18 protein-coding genes are annotated in these 14889 nt (G+C 60.1%); 3 read left to right on the top strand and 15 right to left on the bottom strand.

From position 1 onward, the window contains the following. Positions 1 to 5 precede the first annotated feature (5 nt). The 10 genes from D1224_RS06165 to D1224_RS06130 all read right to left on the bottom strand — a co-directional run bounded on the left by D1224_RS06165 (position 6) and on the right by D1224_RS06130 (position 7839). Entirely contained in the window at positions 6 to 494 is a 489-nt protein-coding gene (locus D1224_RS06165) for a GNAT family N-acetyltransferase (protein WP_119379025.1), read from the bottom strand. After that, the gene (gene tsaB, locus D1224_RS06160; protein ID WP_119379024.1) at positions 494 to 1141 is read right to left on the bottom strand and encodes a tRNA (adenosine(37)-N6)-threonylcarbamoyltransferase complex dimerization subunit type 1 TsaB; all 648 of its coding nucleotides are present in this window, start codon (positions 1139 to 1141) and stop codon (positions 494 to 496) included. Before tsaB ends, D1224_RS06165 begins: the two co-directional genes overlap by 1 nt. Positions 1142 to 1156: 15 nt before the next feature. Further along, a complete protein-coding gene (locus D1224_RS06155; RefSeq protein ID WP_119379023.1) occupies positions 1157 to 1759 on the bottom strand; it encodes a malonic semialdehyde reductase in 603 nt (200 codons plus the stop codon). Positions 1760 to 1787: 28 nt separating this feature from the next. After that, positions 1788 to 2375, bottom strand: a complete 588-nt coding sequence (locus tag D1224_RS16795; RefSeq protein ID WP_119379913.1) for a NifU family protein — start codon at positions 2373 to 2375, stop codon at positions 1788 to 1790. 102 nt (positions 2376 to 2477) lie between these two features. After that, positions 2478 to 3527: a hypothetical protein gene (locus D1224_RS06145; protein ID WP_119379022.1), complete on the bottom strand. Its 1050-nt coding sequence runs from the start codon at positions 3525 to 3527 to the stop codon at positions 2478 to 2480. Between the two features lie 154 nt (positions 3528 to 3681). Further along, entirely contained in the window at positions 3682 to 3804 is a 123-nt protein-coding gene (locus D1224_RS16735) for a hypothetical protein (RefSeq protein ID WP_267897076.1), read from the bottom strand. Beyond that, a complete protein-coding gene (locus tag D1224_RS16310; RefSeq protein WP_147372340.1) occupies positions 3788 to 3994 on the bottom strand; it encodes a hypothetical protein in 207 nt (68 codons plus the stop codon). Before D1224_RS16310 ends, D1224_RS16735 begins: the two co-directional genes overlap by 17 nt. A 49-nt stretch (positions 3995 to 4043) precedes the next feature. After that, positions 4044 to 5000, bottom strand: coding sequence for an alpha/beta hydrolase (locus D1224_RS06140; protein WP_233350418.1), 957 nt, complete (start codon positions 4998 to 5000; stop codon positions 4044 to 4046). A gap of 71 nt (positions 5001 to 5071) precedes the next feature. Then, positions 5072 to 5980, bottom strand: a complete 909-nt coding sequence (locus D1224_RS06135; protein WP_147372339.1) for a hypothetical protein — start codon at positions 5978 to 5980, stop codon at positions 5072 to 5074. Positions 5981 to 5982: 2 nt separating this feature from the next. Beyond that, positions 5983 to 7839 (bottom strand): AMP-binding protein, encoded by a 1857-nt coding sequence (locus D1224_RS06130; protein ID WP_119379020.1) that lies wholly within the window; start codon positions 7837 to 7839, stop codon positions 5983 to 5985. Positions 7840 to 7921: 82 nt separating this feature from the next. Here D1224_RS06130 and D1224_RS06125 point away from each other — a divergent pair, with 82 nt between their 5' ends. Next, on the top strand, positions 7922 to 8395 hold the full coding sequence (locus D1224_RS06125) for an SAM-dependent methyltransferase (RefSeq protein ID WP_119379019.1): 474 nt from the start codon (positions 7922 to 7924) through the stop codon (positions 8393 to 8395). 121 nt (positions 8396 to 8516) lie between these two features. Here D1224_RS06125 and D1224_RS06120 read toward each other — a convergent pair whose 3' ends face one another. The 3 genes from D1224_RS06120 to D1224_RS06110 all read right to left on the bottom strand — a co-directional run bounded on the left by D1224_RS06120 (position 8517) and on the right by D1224_RS06110 (position 11869). Next, positions 8517 to 9263: a sulfotransferase-like domain-containing protein gene (locus D1224_RS06120; protein WP_119379018.1), complete on the bottom strand. Its 747-nt coding sequence runs from the start codon at positions 9261 to 9263 to the stop codon at positions 8517 to 8519. Further along, the gene (locus D1224_RS06115) at positions 9260 to 10186 is read right to left on the bottom strand and encodes an aminotransferase class IV (protein WP_119379017.1); all 927 of its coding nucleotides are present in this window, start codon (positions 10184 to 10186) and stop codon (positions 9260 to 9262) included. Before D1224_RS06115 ends, D1224_RS06120 begins: the two co-directional genes overlap by 4 nt. Positions 10187 to 10300: 114 nt before the next feature. Beyond that, positions 10301 to 11869, bottom strand: a complete 1569-nt coding sequence (locus D1224_RS06110; RefSeq protein WP_119379016.1) for a long-chain-fatty-acid--CoA ligase — start codon at positions 11867 to 11869, stop codon at positions 10301 to 10303. A gap of 119 nt (positions 11870 to 11988) precedes the next feature. Here D1224_RS06110 and D1224_RS06105 point away from each other — a divergent pair, with 119 nt between their 5' ends. Further along, complete coding sequence (locus tag D1224_RS06105; protein ID WP_119379015.1) at positions 11989 to 12939, top strand: glutathione S-transferase; 951 nt, start codon at positions 11989 to 11991, stop codon at positions 12937 to 12939. Between the two features lie 9 nt (positions 12940 to 12948). Here D1224_RS06105 and D1224_RS06100 read toward each other — a convergent pair whose 3' ends face one another. Together D1224_RS06100 and D1224_RS06095 are read right to left on the bottom strand one after the other, a co-directional pair. Beyond that, a complete protein-coding gene (locus tag D1224_RS06100) occupies positions 12949 to 13890 on the bottom strand; it encodes an ABC transporter ATP-binding protein (RefSeq protein ID WP_119379014.1) in 942 nt (313 codons plus the stop codon). 27 nt (positions 13891 to 13917) lie between these two features. Beyond that, positions 13918 to 14577, bottom strand: a complete 660-nt coding sequence (locus tag D1224_RS06095; RefSeq protein ID WP_119379013.1) for a glutathione S-transferase family protein — start codon at positions 14575 to 14577, stop codon at positions 13918 to 13920. A gap of 117 nt (positions 14578 to 14694) precedes the next feature. Between D1224_RS06095 and D1224_RS06090 the strand changes: the two genes are divergently transcribed. Continuing rightward, positions 14695 to 14889 carry a zinc-finger domain-containing protein gene (locus tag D1224_RS06090; RefSeq protein ID WP_119379012.1) on the top strand — a complete coding sequence of 65 codons (195 nt, stop codon included), beginning with the start codon at positions 14695 to 14697 and terminating at the stop codon, positions 14887 to 14889.

Raw genomic sequence — 14889 nt, 5'->3', positions numbered from 1 at the left:
CCTGTTCATGCCCCCGATTTGTTCGTGTGTCCAGCGAGTGGGCGCGACATTAGCACCGCATCTGCAGCAGCGCCGTCTTCGCGCCGGTAATAGGCCTTGCGACGACCATCACGCCGGAATTCATTGCGTTCATAGAAAGAGATAGCGGGAAGATTGTCGTCAGCAACATCAAGCATCAGCCGGTCGATGCCATAGGGACCAAGTAGTGTGGCTGAATGATTGAAGAGCTTCTGCGCGATGCCATCCCGGCGTTTGTTCGGGTGCACGCAGATGGTCAGGATTTCTGCGTCGGGCGGGATGCGCTGAATGAGGAGCAGCCCGTTCAACTGATCCCCATCTCCATGCCCAAGTGCAAGCGTCGTCTGCGCGCTTAATGTCTCGCGCATTGACCGGGCACTCCATTGGCCAGCCGCGTCGAAACAGAGGGCATGCAGCATGGCCGCGCGCGCTGAATCTTCTTCGTTCAGGATCGTGATGGCGCCGCTGGCGGCCATCAGGGCTTGCGCCCGCCCGGCAGGGCGGCGTCCGGCGCTCTCACATAGATGGGGCGTGCGATGGTTGAGGCATTGTTGGCATCAGCGGCAAACTCGGCCGTGCGACGCGCACTCGGGTGCGCCTTGTGGATTTCAATCCCTTCAAGCGCCCCGCCCAGCGGGCCATCGGTCTCGCCATAGACGAAGTGTGGATGGGCGTTGAGCTCGGCTTTAAGCTCGTCAAGGCCAAGTTCTTCAGGCGCCCCCGTCGCCGCGCCCGTGCGGAACCGCTGTACCCAGTATGAAAGATCAGGCGGGCGTCTCTTGGCGGGGAGCGCCACAATTGCAGAGCCTTGCTGCCCGGCCGGCAGTGCCGCTTCCAGTGCCGTCACGCCAATACACGGCACTTTCAGCGCCAATGAGAGCCCGCGCGCAAAGGCGACTCCAACGCGAATGCCGGTAAAGCTGCCGGGGCCGGTGACGACACCAATCCGGTCCACGTCCTGAAGCGTGCAGCCAGCATCATCCAGGCATGCAGCCACGATAGCAGGCAGACGCGCATCCTGTCCGCGCACCATCTCCTCATGCCGTTCCGAGAGGCACGCCCCATCTCTCAAAACCGCGACGTCGCAAGCCGGGCCTGACGTGTTGATGCCGAGCGTCAGCATGGAAAAATGCCCCGCCTAGAGGATCTTGCAGGCCTCATCAAAGCTGAGGCGCGGACTGCGGTCAAAGATGGTGCTGTCATCACCGTGGCCGATGGCACAGAGAAAGTTTGAGCGCCAGTGATGGGTCTCATCCTTGTCGGCGAAAAATTCGAGATCGACGCCGTCCTGGTTAAAGCCAGACATTGGCGCACAGTCGAGACCGAGCGCACGTGCGGCCATCATGAGATAGGCGCCCTGGAGGGAGCCATTGCGCATGGCATGTTCCTCTCGCGCATGCGCATCGGAAAACCAGTCCTTTGCGCCGGGATTATGCGGGAAAAGCTGCGGGATCTTCTCATGGAACATGAAGTCGTTCGCAACGATACACACCCACGGGGCACTCAGCGTCTTGTCGACATTGCCTTCCATGAGGTGCGGCTTGAGGCGCGCCTTGGCCTCTTCGGTGCGAATGAAAACGAAACGGGACGGGCAGCAATTGGCGCTGGTGGCGCCCATCTTTGCAAGGTCATAAACGGCGCGGATCAGCGTCTCCGGGACATCCTTGTCGTGCCAACCATTATAGGATCGCCCCTCCCGCCAGATAAGGTCCAGTGCGTAATCATTGACCGGGTCAGACATGGTGGGGAAACTCCTTGATCGTGAAAGTCTACAGCGCGGCTTCGGCCGCATTCACTTCAGGCACATAGGCCTTCAGCATGTTCTCGATACCCTGCTTCAGCGTCATCGTAGACGATGGGCAGCCTGCACAGGCGCCCCGCATGGCAAGATGGACGATGCCGGTATCGGCGTCGAAGCGCTGAAAGGTAATGTCGCCGCCATCCTGGGCAACAGCAGGGCGAACACGCGTCTCGATCAGTTCGAGGATCTCGCCGACAATCTCAGCAGTTTCGCCTTCATAATCGTCTGCTGTGGTCGCATTGGCGTCGACTTGTGGCGCAGCGCCGCCATCGCTCAATACAGGAAGGCCGGCGACATAATGGTCCATGATAGCCGCCAGGACCATCGGTCGAAGATGTTTCCAGTCAGAGTCTTCGGCCTTCGAGACAGACAGGAAGTCGGGGCCCAGAAAGACGCGGGTCACACCATCGACATTGAAAACAGTCTGCGCGAGCGGGCTCGAACCTGCTTCTTCAACGCTGGCGAAATCGAAGGGACCGACAGGGCCGGCAACGGTCTCGCCGGGAATGAATTTGATCGTGTCGGGGTTTGGCGTGGGCTCAGTCTGTATGAACATCGAAGGTCCGGCACTCTCTTGTCTGCTAACGCCAATGAGATGGACGTCCATGCCGCCTGTTTCAAGCCGTGTAGCACCGTGCGCTATACGGCGCGTCAGAGACTATTGCGCGGCTGGCGCACCCGTTCGCGCAGCTTCAGCGCGTTCTTCAGCGTCAATGATAATTGCGCCCCCAAGGTCACGTGTCGCCCGTCCCGCTTCACTGATATAGAACGCCATCATCGCGAGATGATCTGCCATAAGGCGCGCATCGCCAGACTGGTTCGACACAAGTAGAGGGTCGAGTGTTGCGGCTTTACGCCAAGCTGCAACGAGCCTGTCGATCCGCGATTGGACCGCTTCGCTGACGAGTGTGTCCGGTTCGGCGTTAAGGCTTGCCGTGATCAGTTGGCTGGCAAGCTGTGCGCGGGCGCGAGCGGCATAGAATGCCTGGACGTCTGCTTCGGATGCGGGCCAGCCATCGCGCAAATTCGACTGCTCACCAAGTTCTGCCACCGAAATGTCGGACCAGCTCGCCATCAGGCCGAGCTTGTCGAGAAGGTTTTCAAAACCGGTCGCGTCGGATGCGAGGTCGCGCTCCAGTCGGCCTTCATAACGCGCAAGGGCCTCCGCAGCTGCGGCAAGTCGCGGCGTCTGTTCAAGTTGCGGATCGACGACAAGCAAACGTGCGGCGGCCGAAAGGTCGGGGTCTGCTGTCCCGCGCGGCGTCTTCGCCTGCATCGACATCAGCCGCGTATATTCACTCATTGAAGAGGATAACGCCTCCTGCCAGGCGGGAAGCCCCGTCAGACGGGCCTGCGGATGCCAGCCCGGCCGGTCATTGGCCCAGCCCGGCCCAGCGATTTCGCGGCCAATCATCGTAATGATGATGCCGGTTTCTGGAGAGGTCCAGGGGCGTTCGGCTGACAGGACGACGGGCTCATCCTTGATGTCATGCGAGCCTGCAACAAGCGTCGGATAGAAAGCGGCAATCGCCAGAAGGCCCAGTACCTTCAAGGCTTTGATGCCGCGGCCCCACCACCATTCCGCCGTTTGCATCAGCGGCGACGGTTCGGCTTCTTCGAGATAGGAGTCCGGCAGGTCCGTTCCGATCAGCGTTACAGCAAGCCCGTCTTCGCGGGCTTTTACTGGAAGCTTTTCGACGTTGTTCATGCGGGCGCTGATCCGGTCGTGGCTCGCTGCAGCGCGTACTGATCAAATGCTGCAGCTTTTTGGATTAAGGTTTTGTTAACACATAAACCTTGATCCGCCCACGGCAGATTGTGCGTTTATTCCGCATGCGAAACGAAAAGTCGTTTGCCGAAGACTAGAGACCCAGAACCTGAATGAGAGCCAGCGCGCTGGACGCGGTAATGACTGAGAGGAGTACGAAGAGTCCAATCTGTCCGCCGTGGTGGCGCCGTGCAGTGCGCTCAGTTGTCGTTGCCATCTTCTGCACTCTCCTCTTCGTCGTCAGCCTGAAGGCTGTTCACCTGTTCGCTGACACCTTCAGCAATATCCTGAACGCGGTCGAGGTGCTCTTGTTGCCGGTCGCATGCCGAAAGCAGGGGCGTGCCGGCAAATATTGCCAGTGTCAGCACGGTTAGCGGCCGGGACGAATTGGACCACGGAGTCTTCATATGAAGGACGCAAATAAAGTGAATCGAGCCGAATGGCGAGCGGTTTGATCTAAATCGCGCCGAGTGCCCGCCCCACCGTTTCGCCTGCTTCGTGGATGGCATCACGCGCTGGCGGCGAAACGGCGGTGAGGTTCATGAAGCCATGGACCATGCCGGGGTGTTCGCGGATCGTGACCGGTACGCCATGGGCCGCCAGCTTGCTGGCATAGGCGCGCCCCTCGTCCTTCAGAGGGTCCCAGCCACACAGAACGACATGCGCAGGTGGCAGACCGTAGAAATCATCGTCCGGCGCAAATAGCGGAGAGACTTTCCTGTCCATCCGGTCGCTTTCGGCCTGAATGTAGGCGTCGCGGAAATAGTCAAACAGCCGCTCTGAAAGGAAGAAGCCTTCCTGAAAGGTCAGTTTCTTGGTTCTGATGTCGACGAACTGGACAAGCGGGTAAAGCAGAAGCTGAAACGAAGGCGCGGGTTCTCCCTGCCGGTTCAGTTCCTGACAGAGATAGGCCGCCAAGTTGCCACCTGCGCTATCGCCTGCCACGCACAGTCGCTCGGGATCCATTTTCAACAAGTCCGTGCGCTGCGTGGCCCAGTTCCAGATCGCCATCGCGTCTTCGTGCGCCGCTGGAAAGGGGTGCTCCGGTGCCAGCCGGTAGTGAACGGACAGCACGCGGCACCGCGAGCCTGCCGCCAGCCTCCGGCAGATCATGTCATGGCTGTCGAGGTCACCGAGCACGAAGCCGCCGCCATGGAAAAACAGGATGCCCGGCCCCGGGCCGATGCCGGCGCCAAGAGGGGTATAGAGCCGTGCCTTGAGCGGTCCGTCTGCGCCATCGACTGCCAGGGTGGAAATGTCGGCAAGTTCCGGCGCATCGCGCTCCACCGACCTGCTTGCCCGGTAAAAGCTGTTGCGCAGTCTGTCCGTCGACTGGACCAGATCCAGCTTGGAAAAATCGGGAAGCTTGAAGCGGTCCAGAAAGGTGCGCAGGGTTTCGTCTAGGGCCATCATCTTAAAATGACGTGTCGTTCGCGAATTTGAAGCACCTTTTCGCGCACCGCCCGGGTTTTTTATGGGTGGCCCTAATAGGTCGACATCATCCAGATGATCCGCCGGATGCCGTAACGGTCCAGATAATCGAGCCCGGTCGTCCAAAGTCGCGCCTTTGTCGCTTCTGGCAAATTCTCCACACGCTGGATCATGCGCACACCAAGATCGCAGAAATTCACCGTCTCCAGCGCTGCATTCATCTCCCGCCGGCTCTTGCCTTCTGTTGTCAGCAGCAAGGTTAGGTCGCTATCGAAAAGCGCGCCGGTGCCCAGCGTCTGCAAAGCGCTCATATCGGCGCGCGATGGGTAGCCCCTGTTCTGTGGGCGTATCCGCGCATCGATCACAGCATCAAGCAGTATGGTGAGTGTTTCGACCGAATAATCGTAAAGCGGCTCGCCGGGCGCAAGATAGGATTGCAAGAGCAGGTAAGCCTCCTGCTCGGCAAGTTCCGCATAGGCGACGAGGTCGGTGCCCATGCAGTAGGGCGCCCCGGATGTTGACAGGTTTTCCAGCCGCGCGCGGGTCAGACCCATTACATCGTTTGCATAGCGGATATCGGCCTTGGAAAGCCGTTGAAGGCTCTGCATCAGAGGCTCGCTCCCGGCCTGCAGGAGCAAGACGCCAATCTCGCCTTCAGGAACACCGCGTTCGAGTGCGACCAGCAGCGTCTCGCGCAGCTGCCGGGCCTCTGCCGGGAAGGCGCTGTCGAGTTTCCTGAAATAGGCGCGTGTCAGAGGGGCTTCGCCAAGCTCATCAAGCGCGGCCTCGGCCTCTGACTGACTGGTAACTTCGTCCCTGATCTGTCCGCCCGTCAGAGAGGGCCAGGCGAACAGCACAGCCGTAATAACAAGGGCAAGGATGAAGGCGGCGGCCACAATCCAGTTGCCACCCGACATCGTCTTGCCTTTGCCCCCGTCCGGTCTGTCTGGTTCGCCGCTCACGCCTAAACGGTGATGACGCCCGGCCCGGGCGGATCACTATAGAGGCCGCGCACCAGATCGTCGCGCCGGTCGATGACGCAGCGCTGGTTCACATAGCCCTTGTCGGTGATCTCGCCCGCATCGATGGATGGCGGCTCGGTCATCACGGTAAAACGCCGGACCTTGCGCGAGGAGCCTTTCTCACCGGCATTGAACGCCTTCACCTTTTCGGTGAGGTCTGCGGTCAGCTGCGCGAGGGCCTTTGGCGCGTCGCCTTCAGCCTTTTTCACATAGGACATGAATGTCGCCTGTGCCGGCCAGAAGAGCGCGGCGGCAAAATCCTTGTCCTGCCCGGCAATCACCGCATCGAAGACAAGCGGAGAGCAGGCTGCCACCAGGTCGGGTCGCAGCGTGCCAACCGACACCCATGTGCCGGTCGAAAGCTTGAAATCCTCACCGACGCGGCCATCAAAGACAATGCCCTTATTGGGGTCATCCTCGTCGACCATGATTGCGGCGTCGCCGAGCTTGTAGAAGCCTTCATCGTCGAACACTTCCGCATTCTTGTCGGGCATATTGAGATAGCCAGGCATTACGCTGGGGCCCTTCACGCGCACTTCCAGCTTTGCTCCGTTTGGCACCAGTTTCAGCGTCATGCCCGGCAGCGGCAGGCCGATCAGGCCAACCCGCTCGACCACCCAGTGCACCACAGTGATGCCCTGCGTCTCGGTCGCGCCATACATGGTCACGATTGGGATGCGCTTGCCAGTCGCCTTGATGGCGAGCGCTTGCAGCCTGTCATAGAGGTCATCCGAAAGCGTCGCGCCGCCATAGCCGATGCTCCGCATATTCTTGAAGAAGGCTTCCAGCAGGTCGTCATCCTGCTCCATCGCATCGGCCAGCATGGACAGGGCAATCGGCGCTGTACCGAAAGTTGTCGGGCTGACTTCACGGATATTGCGGATCGTTTCACCGAACAGGTCCGGCGTCGGCTTGCCGCCATCGATCCAGAAGGTCGCGCCATTCCAAAGCGCGCCATTAAAGTTCACATTGGACCCGGAAATGTGGTTCCATGGCAGCCAGTCGAGCACCTGGTTGACCTCGTCCGGATCATAATCGGGGTCGCGCTCATCATCGCGGAGGCCTTCCTGTCCCGCGAGCATTGAACACATGGCCCCCTGCGTGGTCGGCACTGGCTTCGGCATGCCGGTTGAGCCGGAGGTGAAGAGGTATTTGCCGATGCTGTCATCGTTCAGCTTAGACATGGCCTCATCGACCGCCGGGGTCGGCTTGGTCTCTGCCAGCGTGTCAAAAGACTGGATTTCATTCGTCGTACCGGTCTTGGCAAAGACCGTGCAGCCATGGTCGCCCAGCGCGCCGAGCGCATTCTTAAATGTCGCCGCATCCTGCACGAAGATCGCCTTCGGCTGCACAGCGCCGAAACAATGTTTCAGCTTGTTGAAATCGGTCGACATGGTTGAATAGGGAACCGAGATCGGGGCCGCAGGTGCGCCGATCTTCTGCGCTGCCATGATGACCAGAGCGCTTTCGATTGAATTGCCCGACAGGATCATGACCGGCGCGTCCGGCCCTGCGCCCATGTTCAGGAAAGCCTGCGCCAGCGCATCGACCTTCTTCTTGCCTTGCGCGTAGGTAACAGTCCGCCACTGATCCGTTTCCGGATCGCGCTGCTTCAGCCACGGGCGGTCCGGATGCTGAGCGGCGCGCTCATCAAGGCAGTGCGGGATCGTCTTCGGCCGATCGCCGGGCGACTGGCGGGGCGTCAGATAGATGGTGCCGTCATCCTTGCGGACCATTTCGATGTCCGGCTCTTTTTGCGGCAGGGGGCGAAATGGCGGCAATGCCTGACCGTCAGCCATGGTGGTCTCCCTTGAATTTCAGTTTTTTGTATAGCCAGACCAGTCTATACACAGGCGAATTCCTGCCAAGAGAAAGCCGCTCATGACCCTACGTAAAATAGGCCTTCACCCTATCGGAACCGTCAGGTCTGAGCGCATTGAACCTGTCGATGATGGCTGGGATGCCATCCCCGCGCACATCGACCTCGACGCCGAACAGTTCACGCCCGAAGCGCTTTTCGGCCTTGATACCTTCTCTCATGCAGAGGTCATTTTCGTTTTTGACCAGGTACCTGACGAGAAGATCGAGCGCGGTGCGCGCCATCCGCGCGGCAATAAGGACTGGCCGCTGACCGGCATCTTCGCCCAGCGCGGCAAGAACCGGCCCAACCGGATAGGCGTCACCGTCTGCCGCGTCCTCAAAGTGGAGGGCTTGAAGCTCTACCTCGAAGGTCTCGACGCCATTGACGGCACCCCGGTCCTCGACATCAAACCTGTCATGGAAGGCTTTCTGCCACGCGGCGACATCCGCGAGCCGGAATGGTCGAAAGCGCTGATGGCGGGGTATTGGAAGTAGATGCGGCCCAAGCCTCACTTTCCGCCATCCCAGCGAAAGCTGGGACCCATGGCGGTCGAGACACCACCTTCTAGCCGCCATGAACACCACCTTGCGATGCGGAAGCGGTATTGAAGACGTCTTAGGCGGACTTCGGCTTCAGCCGATACCGCGCAATCGCCTCATGGCTCTCCCGCGCTTCATCTGCCAGCCTGCGCAGCGCCTCAGGCAGCGTCGGATTTTCACTTCGCGGCGCGCCGAACCCTGTCGACTTCCACACCGCGTCATACCAGTGCGGCGCCCAGACGCCGTCTTCCGGTTTCGGCCCTGCTTCCCATGACAGCATTGCATCGGTGTAGTCGATACCAAGCGCGGCGCAGAGGGCACGCAACATCCCCGGCGGGTCGGCCAGAATATCATCGGAGTCGATCACAGGCGGCGCTTCGCCCCTGATCTGGCAGACCCGGTCGAACAGCTCGGCCTGCTGCGGGATACCGATCGCTTCGAGGTTCACCGTCTCCATCTTGCGCGCATAGGAGGCGAGCACCCGGGCCGGATCGCGGATCAGGAAGGCATTCGTCACCCGGTGCATCCAGTGCCGGGGCAGGGCGGGCGCCATATGATGGGTCATATGCTTCTGGTAGAAGACAGGCTTTCCGCCGGGCACAGGCGCTTCGGTCAGCTCCCTCGCGACGACGGCACCATCATGCGCCTGCGCCTCCAGGATTTCTGCCTGCATGGGGTGCACCGTGCCCGTGGAAATGAGATAGGCCGCATAGAATGGTTCATCGACGCAGGCCGTATCAGGCCGCGCGCCGAAGCTGCGCATCATCGTGGTCGAGAGATTGCGCGGGCCAGACCACATGGCGATGCGGACAGGCTCACTCATCTGATCGGCGTCAGACTGCGCGAGACGAGATCCTGGTAAAGCCCTGTAATCCGCTTCGCCATCGGCCCGCCGACATGCTCAATACTGCGCCCGTCCACCTCGCGCACCGGCGTTACGCCTGCAAAGGTGCCCGTCACAAAGGCCTCATTGGCCGAATAAACATCGAACAGGGAGAAGCGCTTCTCACGGACCGTAATCCCGGCCTCCTCACAGACACGGATAATGTTGCCGCGCGTGATCCCGCCAAGGCAGTAATCGGGCGGCGACGTCCAGACCTCGCCATCGCGCACGATGAAGAAATGGGTCGAGTTACAGGTCGCGACGAATCCGTCGGCATCCAGCATCAGCCCCTCATCCGCGCCCGCCTTGTCAGCCTGTATGCAGGCGAGAATGCAATTGAGCTTTGAGTGCGAGTTGAGCTTCTGGTCCTGCTCGGCAGGCCCTGTCCGCCGCACATGAACGGTGAAAAGCGACAGTCCCTTCTCGATCACTTCCGGCACGGGTGCCTTATACTCCGGAATGATGACGACGGTCGGCTTGGTGATGGTAAAGCGCGGGCCCTGATAAGGCGTCTTCTTGATGCCGCGCGTCACCATCAGCCGGATATGCACTCCGTCGCTCATGTCCTGCGCCTTCAGGCAGTCGAACAGACGCTGGGTGAGCTCTTCTTTCGAAAGCCCGATATCCATGTCGATGGTTTTTGCGCCCGCATAGAGCCGCTTCAGGTGCTCATCGAGAAAGGCCACACCGCCATTCTTGACGCGTAGGCCTTCCCACACCCCGTCACCCAGCAGGTAGCCACTGTCGAACACCGAAACGGTCGCTTCATCGCGGTGCTTAAGGTCTTCATTGACCGAGATCAGCACATCCGCATTTCGCGGATCATAGACAAAGTCATGCACACCGTGCGGTTCGTCTTCCATCGAGTGGTCTCCTGTCTCGAACGTCCGGTTCTAGTCATACACTGGACTGCTCCAGAGCGAAGCATGCCCCAGCGAAGGCAGGGGTCGAAAGATGAGCGTGTTGAGGTTTACGCTTTAGCCAACCCGGCGGTCGGTATCCTTCCAGTAAGGCTCGCGCAGATCCTTGCGGAGGATCTTGCCGGACGGGTTGCGCGGCAGCACTTTCACGAAGTCGACCGATTTCGGGCACTTGTAGCCAGCAATCTTCTCTTTCGTGAACGCGATGATGGCGTCCTTGTCCGGGGTCGCGCCTTCCTTCAGGACGATGATCGCCTTGACGGCTTCGCCCCATTTCTCACTCGGAATGCCGATGACGGCGACGTCGGCGACATCCGGGTGGCTGAATAGGGCGTTCTCAACTTCAGCCGGGTAAACGTTCTCACCGCCCGACACGATCATGTCCTTGATCCGGTCATGGATGAAGAGGAAGCCATCCTCGTCGAAATAGCCAGCATCGCCCGTATGGAAGAGGCCGCCGCGAAGCGCTTCTTCGGTGGCCTCCTCGCGGTTCCAGTAGCCCTTCATGACGAAGTCTGCGCCGATAACAATCTCGCCAACTTCGCCCTGTGGAACTGGATTGTCCTCCGGGTCCACCACGCGAACGATGGAGGTTGGATAAGGCACACCGCAGGAGCGCAGCTTGCCCCAGCTCGGGTCGTGCGCCTCTGGCGGCAGATAGGTGCCAAGGCCAACAGTCTCGGTCAGGCCGTAAAGCTGGGTGAACTTTGCGCCGAACAGGTCGACCGCGCGCTTTAGCAGGTCTTCCGCGATTGGCGATGCACCATAGGAAATTGTCTTCAGCGAAGAGAAGTTTCGGTCATCGACGCCCGGCATCTGGGACAGCATCAGGATGACAGCTGGCACCCAGAAGGCATGATTGACTTTGTGCTGCTCGACGAGGTCGAGAATCTTGCCCGGGTCGATCTCACGCAGGATCAGCGTCATCGCACCCTGCGCGCTGGCAAGAACGCCCATATTGCAGCCGGCCACGTGGAAAAGCGGCATGGCGTTCATTACGACATCGCCTTCATCATAGGCGGCCCAGTCAAGCTTGGCAGCCTCGATAAAGACGGCACGATAGTTCGCATTGGTCAGCATGACGCCCTTTGGCAGGCCCGTCGTGCCGGAGGTGTAGAGCTGGATGACATCGTCATCATCTTCGGTCTTGAGGCCGGGCGCCTTGTCGCTCTGGCTCGCCATCCATTCATCATAAGATGGCCATTCCTTATGGCCGCCATCGATGGCGATGATTGTTTTCAGTTCAGGGCATTCAGGCGCAATTTTTCCAGCGGCCTCATAGAATTCCTCGGCAACAAACAGGACTTTCGACTTGCTGTCGGACAGGATGAATTTCATCTCCGGCGGCGCGAGGCGGTTATTGATGCCGGTCATGGTCGAACGCGACTTGGCGCAGCCGAAAAGCTGCTCATAGTAACAGCCCATATTCTTGCCGAGATAGGCAACCCGGTCGCCCGGCTGCACACCGGCGGCGAGCAGGCCGTTGGCAACCCTGTTCGCATTCTTTTCGAGGCCGGCGAATGTCGTGGTCTTACCCTCAAACCAGATCGCGGGCTTGTCGGCGAGCTTCTCCGATTGCACACGCGGAATATCGGCAAGGTGCGGCATCAGGACGGGATCGAGCATCTTCTGGACTTCCTCTTGAGCTTTGCGTCTTTTTCGTTACCGCTTGAAATCGCTTTGGACGCGGCGGGCAAGCCCTCAGATGGAATAGGGTGCCTGCCAGACGGCGAAAAGGAAAGCAGATGGCGAGCGCGCAAACGATTATTCTTCACCACTACCAGACCTCTCCCTTCTCGGAGAAAGTCAGGCTCGCGCTGCGGATGAAGAACCTCGCCTGGGCGTCCGTAGAGATTCCGAACATGATGCCGAAGCCGCTGCTGATGCCGCTGACGGGTGGCTATCGCAAGACGCCCGTCATGCAGATCGGCGCGGACATCTTCCTCGACAGCGCAATGATCATTCGCGCACTGGAAGAGCGGTTCGAAATTCCCCAGCTGGACCTCCCGGGCCATGAAGGCCTCTCCAATGTCGTTGGGTCCTGGGCCGACGGGAAGTGGTTTCAGACCAGCGTCGCCATCATCTTCGGTTCGATTGGCGATCAGGTGCCCGAAGCCTTCAAGAAAGACCGTGAGCAGCTTTCAGGCCGCCCGTTCGATACTGACGCCATGAAGGCGGTCGTGCCGATGATGAAGGACCAGTGGCGCGCACAGATGGCATGGCTGGAACAGCGTCTTGCTGGTGGGCAGGGGGCCGGCGCTGGCAACTGGCTGGTCAGCACGAAGCCAGGGCTCGTCGACGTCCACGCCTTCATGAATCCGTGGTTTATCGAGAGCGCACTGCCGGACTTCCTGACCGAGTGCTTCAAATCCTTTCCGCGCACCGCAGACTGGTATGCGCGCATGAAAGAAATCGAAGGCCAGACGCCGGAAGATATCACCGGTGAAGAGGCGCTTGAAATCGCGCTTAACGCGGCCCCGCGCCTCAAGGCGGCCAAGACAGAGGGTGAGCTTCAGGCATTCGAGCCGGGCCAGCGCGTCGCCGTCGCTGCAGACGATTACGGCCGCGACTGGGTCGAAGGCGAGATCGTGATCGCGACTGCCGACCGCATCATCATCCACCGCCATGACGAACAGGCCGAAACCCTGAACCTGCACTTCCCGCGCACCGGTTTCATGGTGCGCCGCCTCGGCTAGCCGTCAGACTTAAGCCGCCTCAGTCGTCATCGCGACGAAGACATCTTCCAGTTTCGGCTGGTCGGTGGAGAGGTCGGCGACGCTGATCCCTGCTTCACGCACTTTCTCCAGCAGGCGGCCAATCCCGGTCTCGCTGTTGCGATAGGCAATCTCGAGCTCGCCAGATTTGAGCAAGCGTATATCGAGATGCTCCAGGCTCTCCGGCACCGCGCTCAGCGGCTCACGCGGCTGGATCTTCAGGATGCGCTGGTCCATGCGCGCCAGCAGTTTCGGCGTCGGCTCGCAGGCGATGATCTCGCCATGATTGACGATGGCGATCTCGTCGCAGAGCTCTTCAGCCTCTTCCAGATAGTGCGTCGTCAGGATGATGGTCGTGCCTTCATCGTGCAGGCGGCGAACATATTGCCAGAGTGAGCGGCGAAGCTCGACATCGACGCCAGCCGTCGGCTCATCGAGGATAAGGACAGGCGGGCGGTGTACGAGTGCCTTCGCGATCATCAGGCGCCGCTTCATGCCGCCGGACAGCTGGCGGACATAAGCGTCAGCCTTGTCGGATAGCCCGACAGCCTCAAGAATTTCTGCCGTCCGGCGAGACTTCTTCGGGACGCCATAGAAACCGGCCTGTAGCTCCAGCGCCTCTTCCGGCGTGAAGAAGGGGTCCATGGTGATTTCCTGGTTCACGACACCGATCGCGGCGCGGCTCGCGCGCGGATGCTGGTCGATATCCATGTCCCAGATACGCGCCGTGCCGGATGTCTTGGTCACGAGGCCAGCCAGGATGTTGATGAAGGTCGACTTGCCCGCACCATTCGGGCCGAGCAGGCCAAAGATGCTGCCGCGCGGGATTTTCAGGCTGATGGACTGGAGGGCGCGCTTTTCCGGCATCTTACCAGAGGCAGCGTAGACCTTTTCAAGGTTCTCGACCTCGATGGCATAATCAGGGGCGGACATCTGCTCTCCGTGTTTTGCTCGAAGCGTCTATATAGGACTGTCGCCCTCGACCTCTACCACCAGCGCCTGTTTTTGTCGTTCCTGTGCGCGTTTGAAAGCAGGGCGGTCTTTCATCCGGCCGAGATATTCCTTGCAGGTCTCTGTCAGGCACGGCTCAAGCGGCGGCAGGACGCTGGCCAGCAGCAGGCCATACCCGATGGCGATATCCGCCATGGTGAACCGGTCCGCAACCATGAACCTCGAATGCTCCAGCTTTTGGTCGACAACGCGCAGGCGGCCTGAAAACCACATGCGATAGTCATCAGCGACCTGCGGCTGGCGGCGCGATTTATGCTCCAGCATCTCATAGCGAAGCACCAGCGTCTGCGGGAAGGTCAGCGTCGCGTCGGAGAAATACATCCAGTTGAGATACTCACCATAGCCCGCTTCGTCGGGCCGGACGGCAAGGTCTGTCGGCCCATGTGTCTCGGCAAGGTAATGGCAGATGCCGGTCGACTCGGTCATCTTCGCCTTGCCGTCGGTAAAGAACGGGATGGTGCCGAGCGGGTTGATGTCCATGTACGGCTTGTAGTGAACGCGCGGCGGGAAGGGCAGGACGACGAGGTCATAATCGATGCCCAGTTCCTCCAGCGCCCAGAGCGGCCTGAATGAACGCGCATTGCGGCAGTGATAGAGTGTCGGTTTCATCGGCTGGCCTCCCGGTCAAAGGTGCGGTGTCTCATCCAATTGACGCCGCCATTCATGACGGACTACCTATGCGCCGTACCGCCTGACGGGCAATGCTGACATTGGGGAAGCTCAACTATGGCCACTCAGAACCTGCCGGAAGCCCCGGAAACGATCTTCACCGATGAGCACCGCGTCGCCTGCGACGGCGGCAACGGCCCCCTTGGCCACCCAATCGTCTGGTACGAAATGGGCGACGACGACATGGTCGAATGCGGCTATTGCGACCGCCGTTTCATCCTCAAGGGTGGCAAGTTCGACACCGGCCAGTAA

Origin of the sequence: Henriciella barbarensis (assembly GCF_003576345.1) — a bacterium.
GTDB lineage: Bacteria > Pseudomonadota > Alphaproteobacteria > Caulobacterales > Hyphomonadaceae > Henriciella > Henriciella barbarensis.
This window is presented reverse-complemented; position numbering and strand designations above follow the sequence as displayed.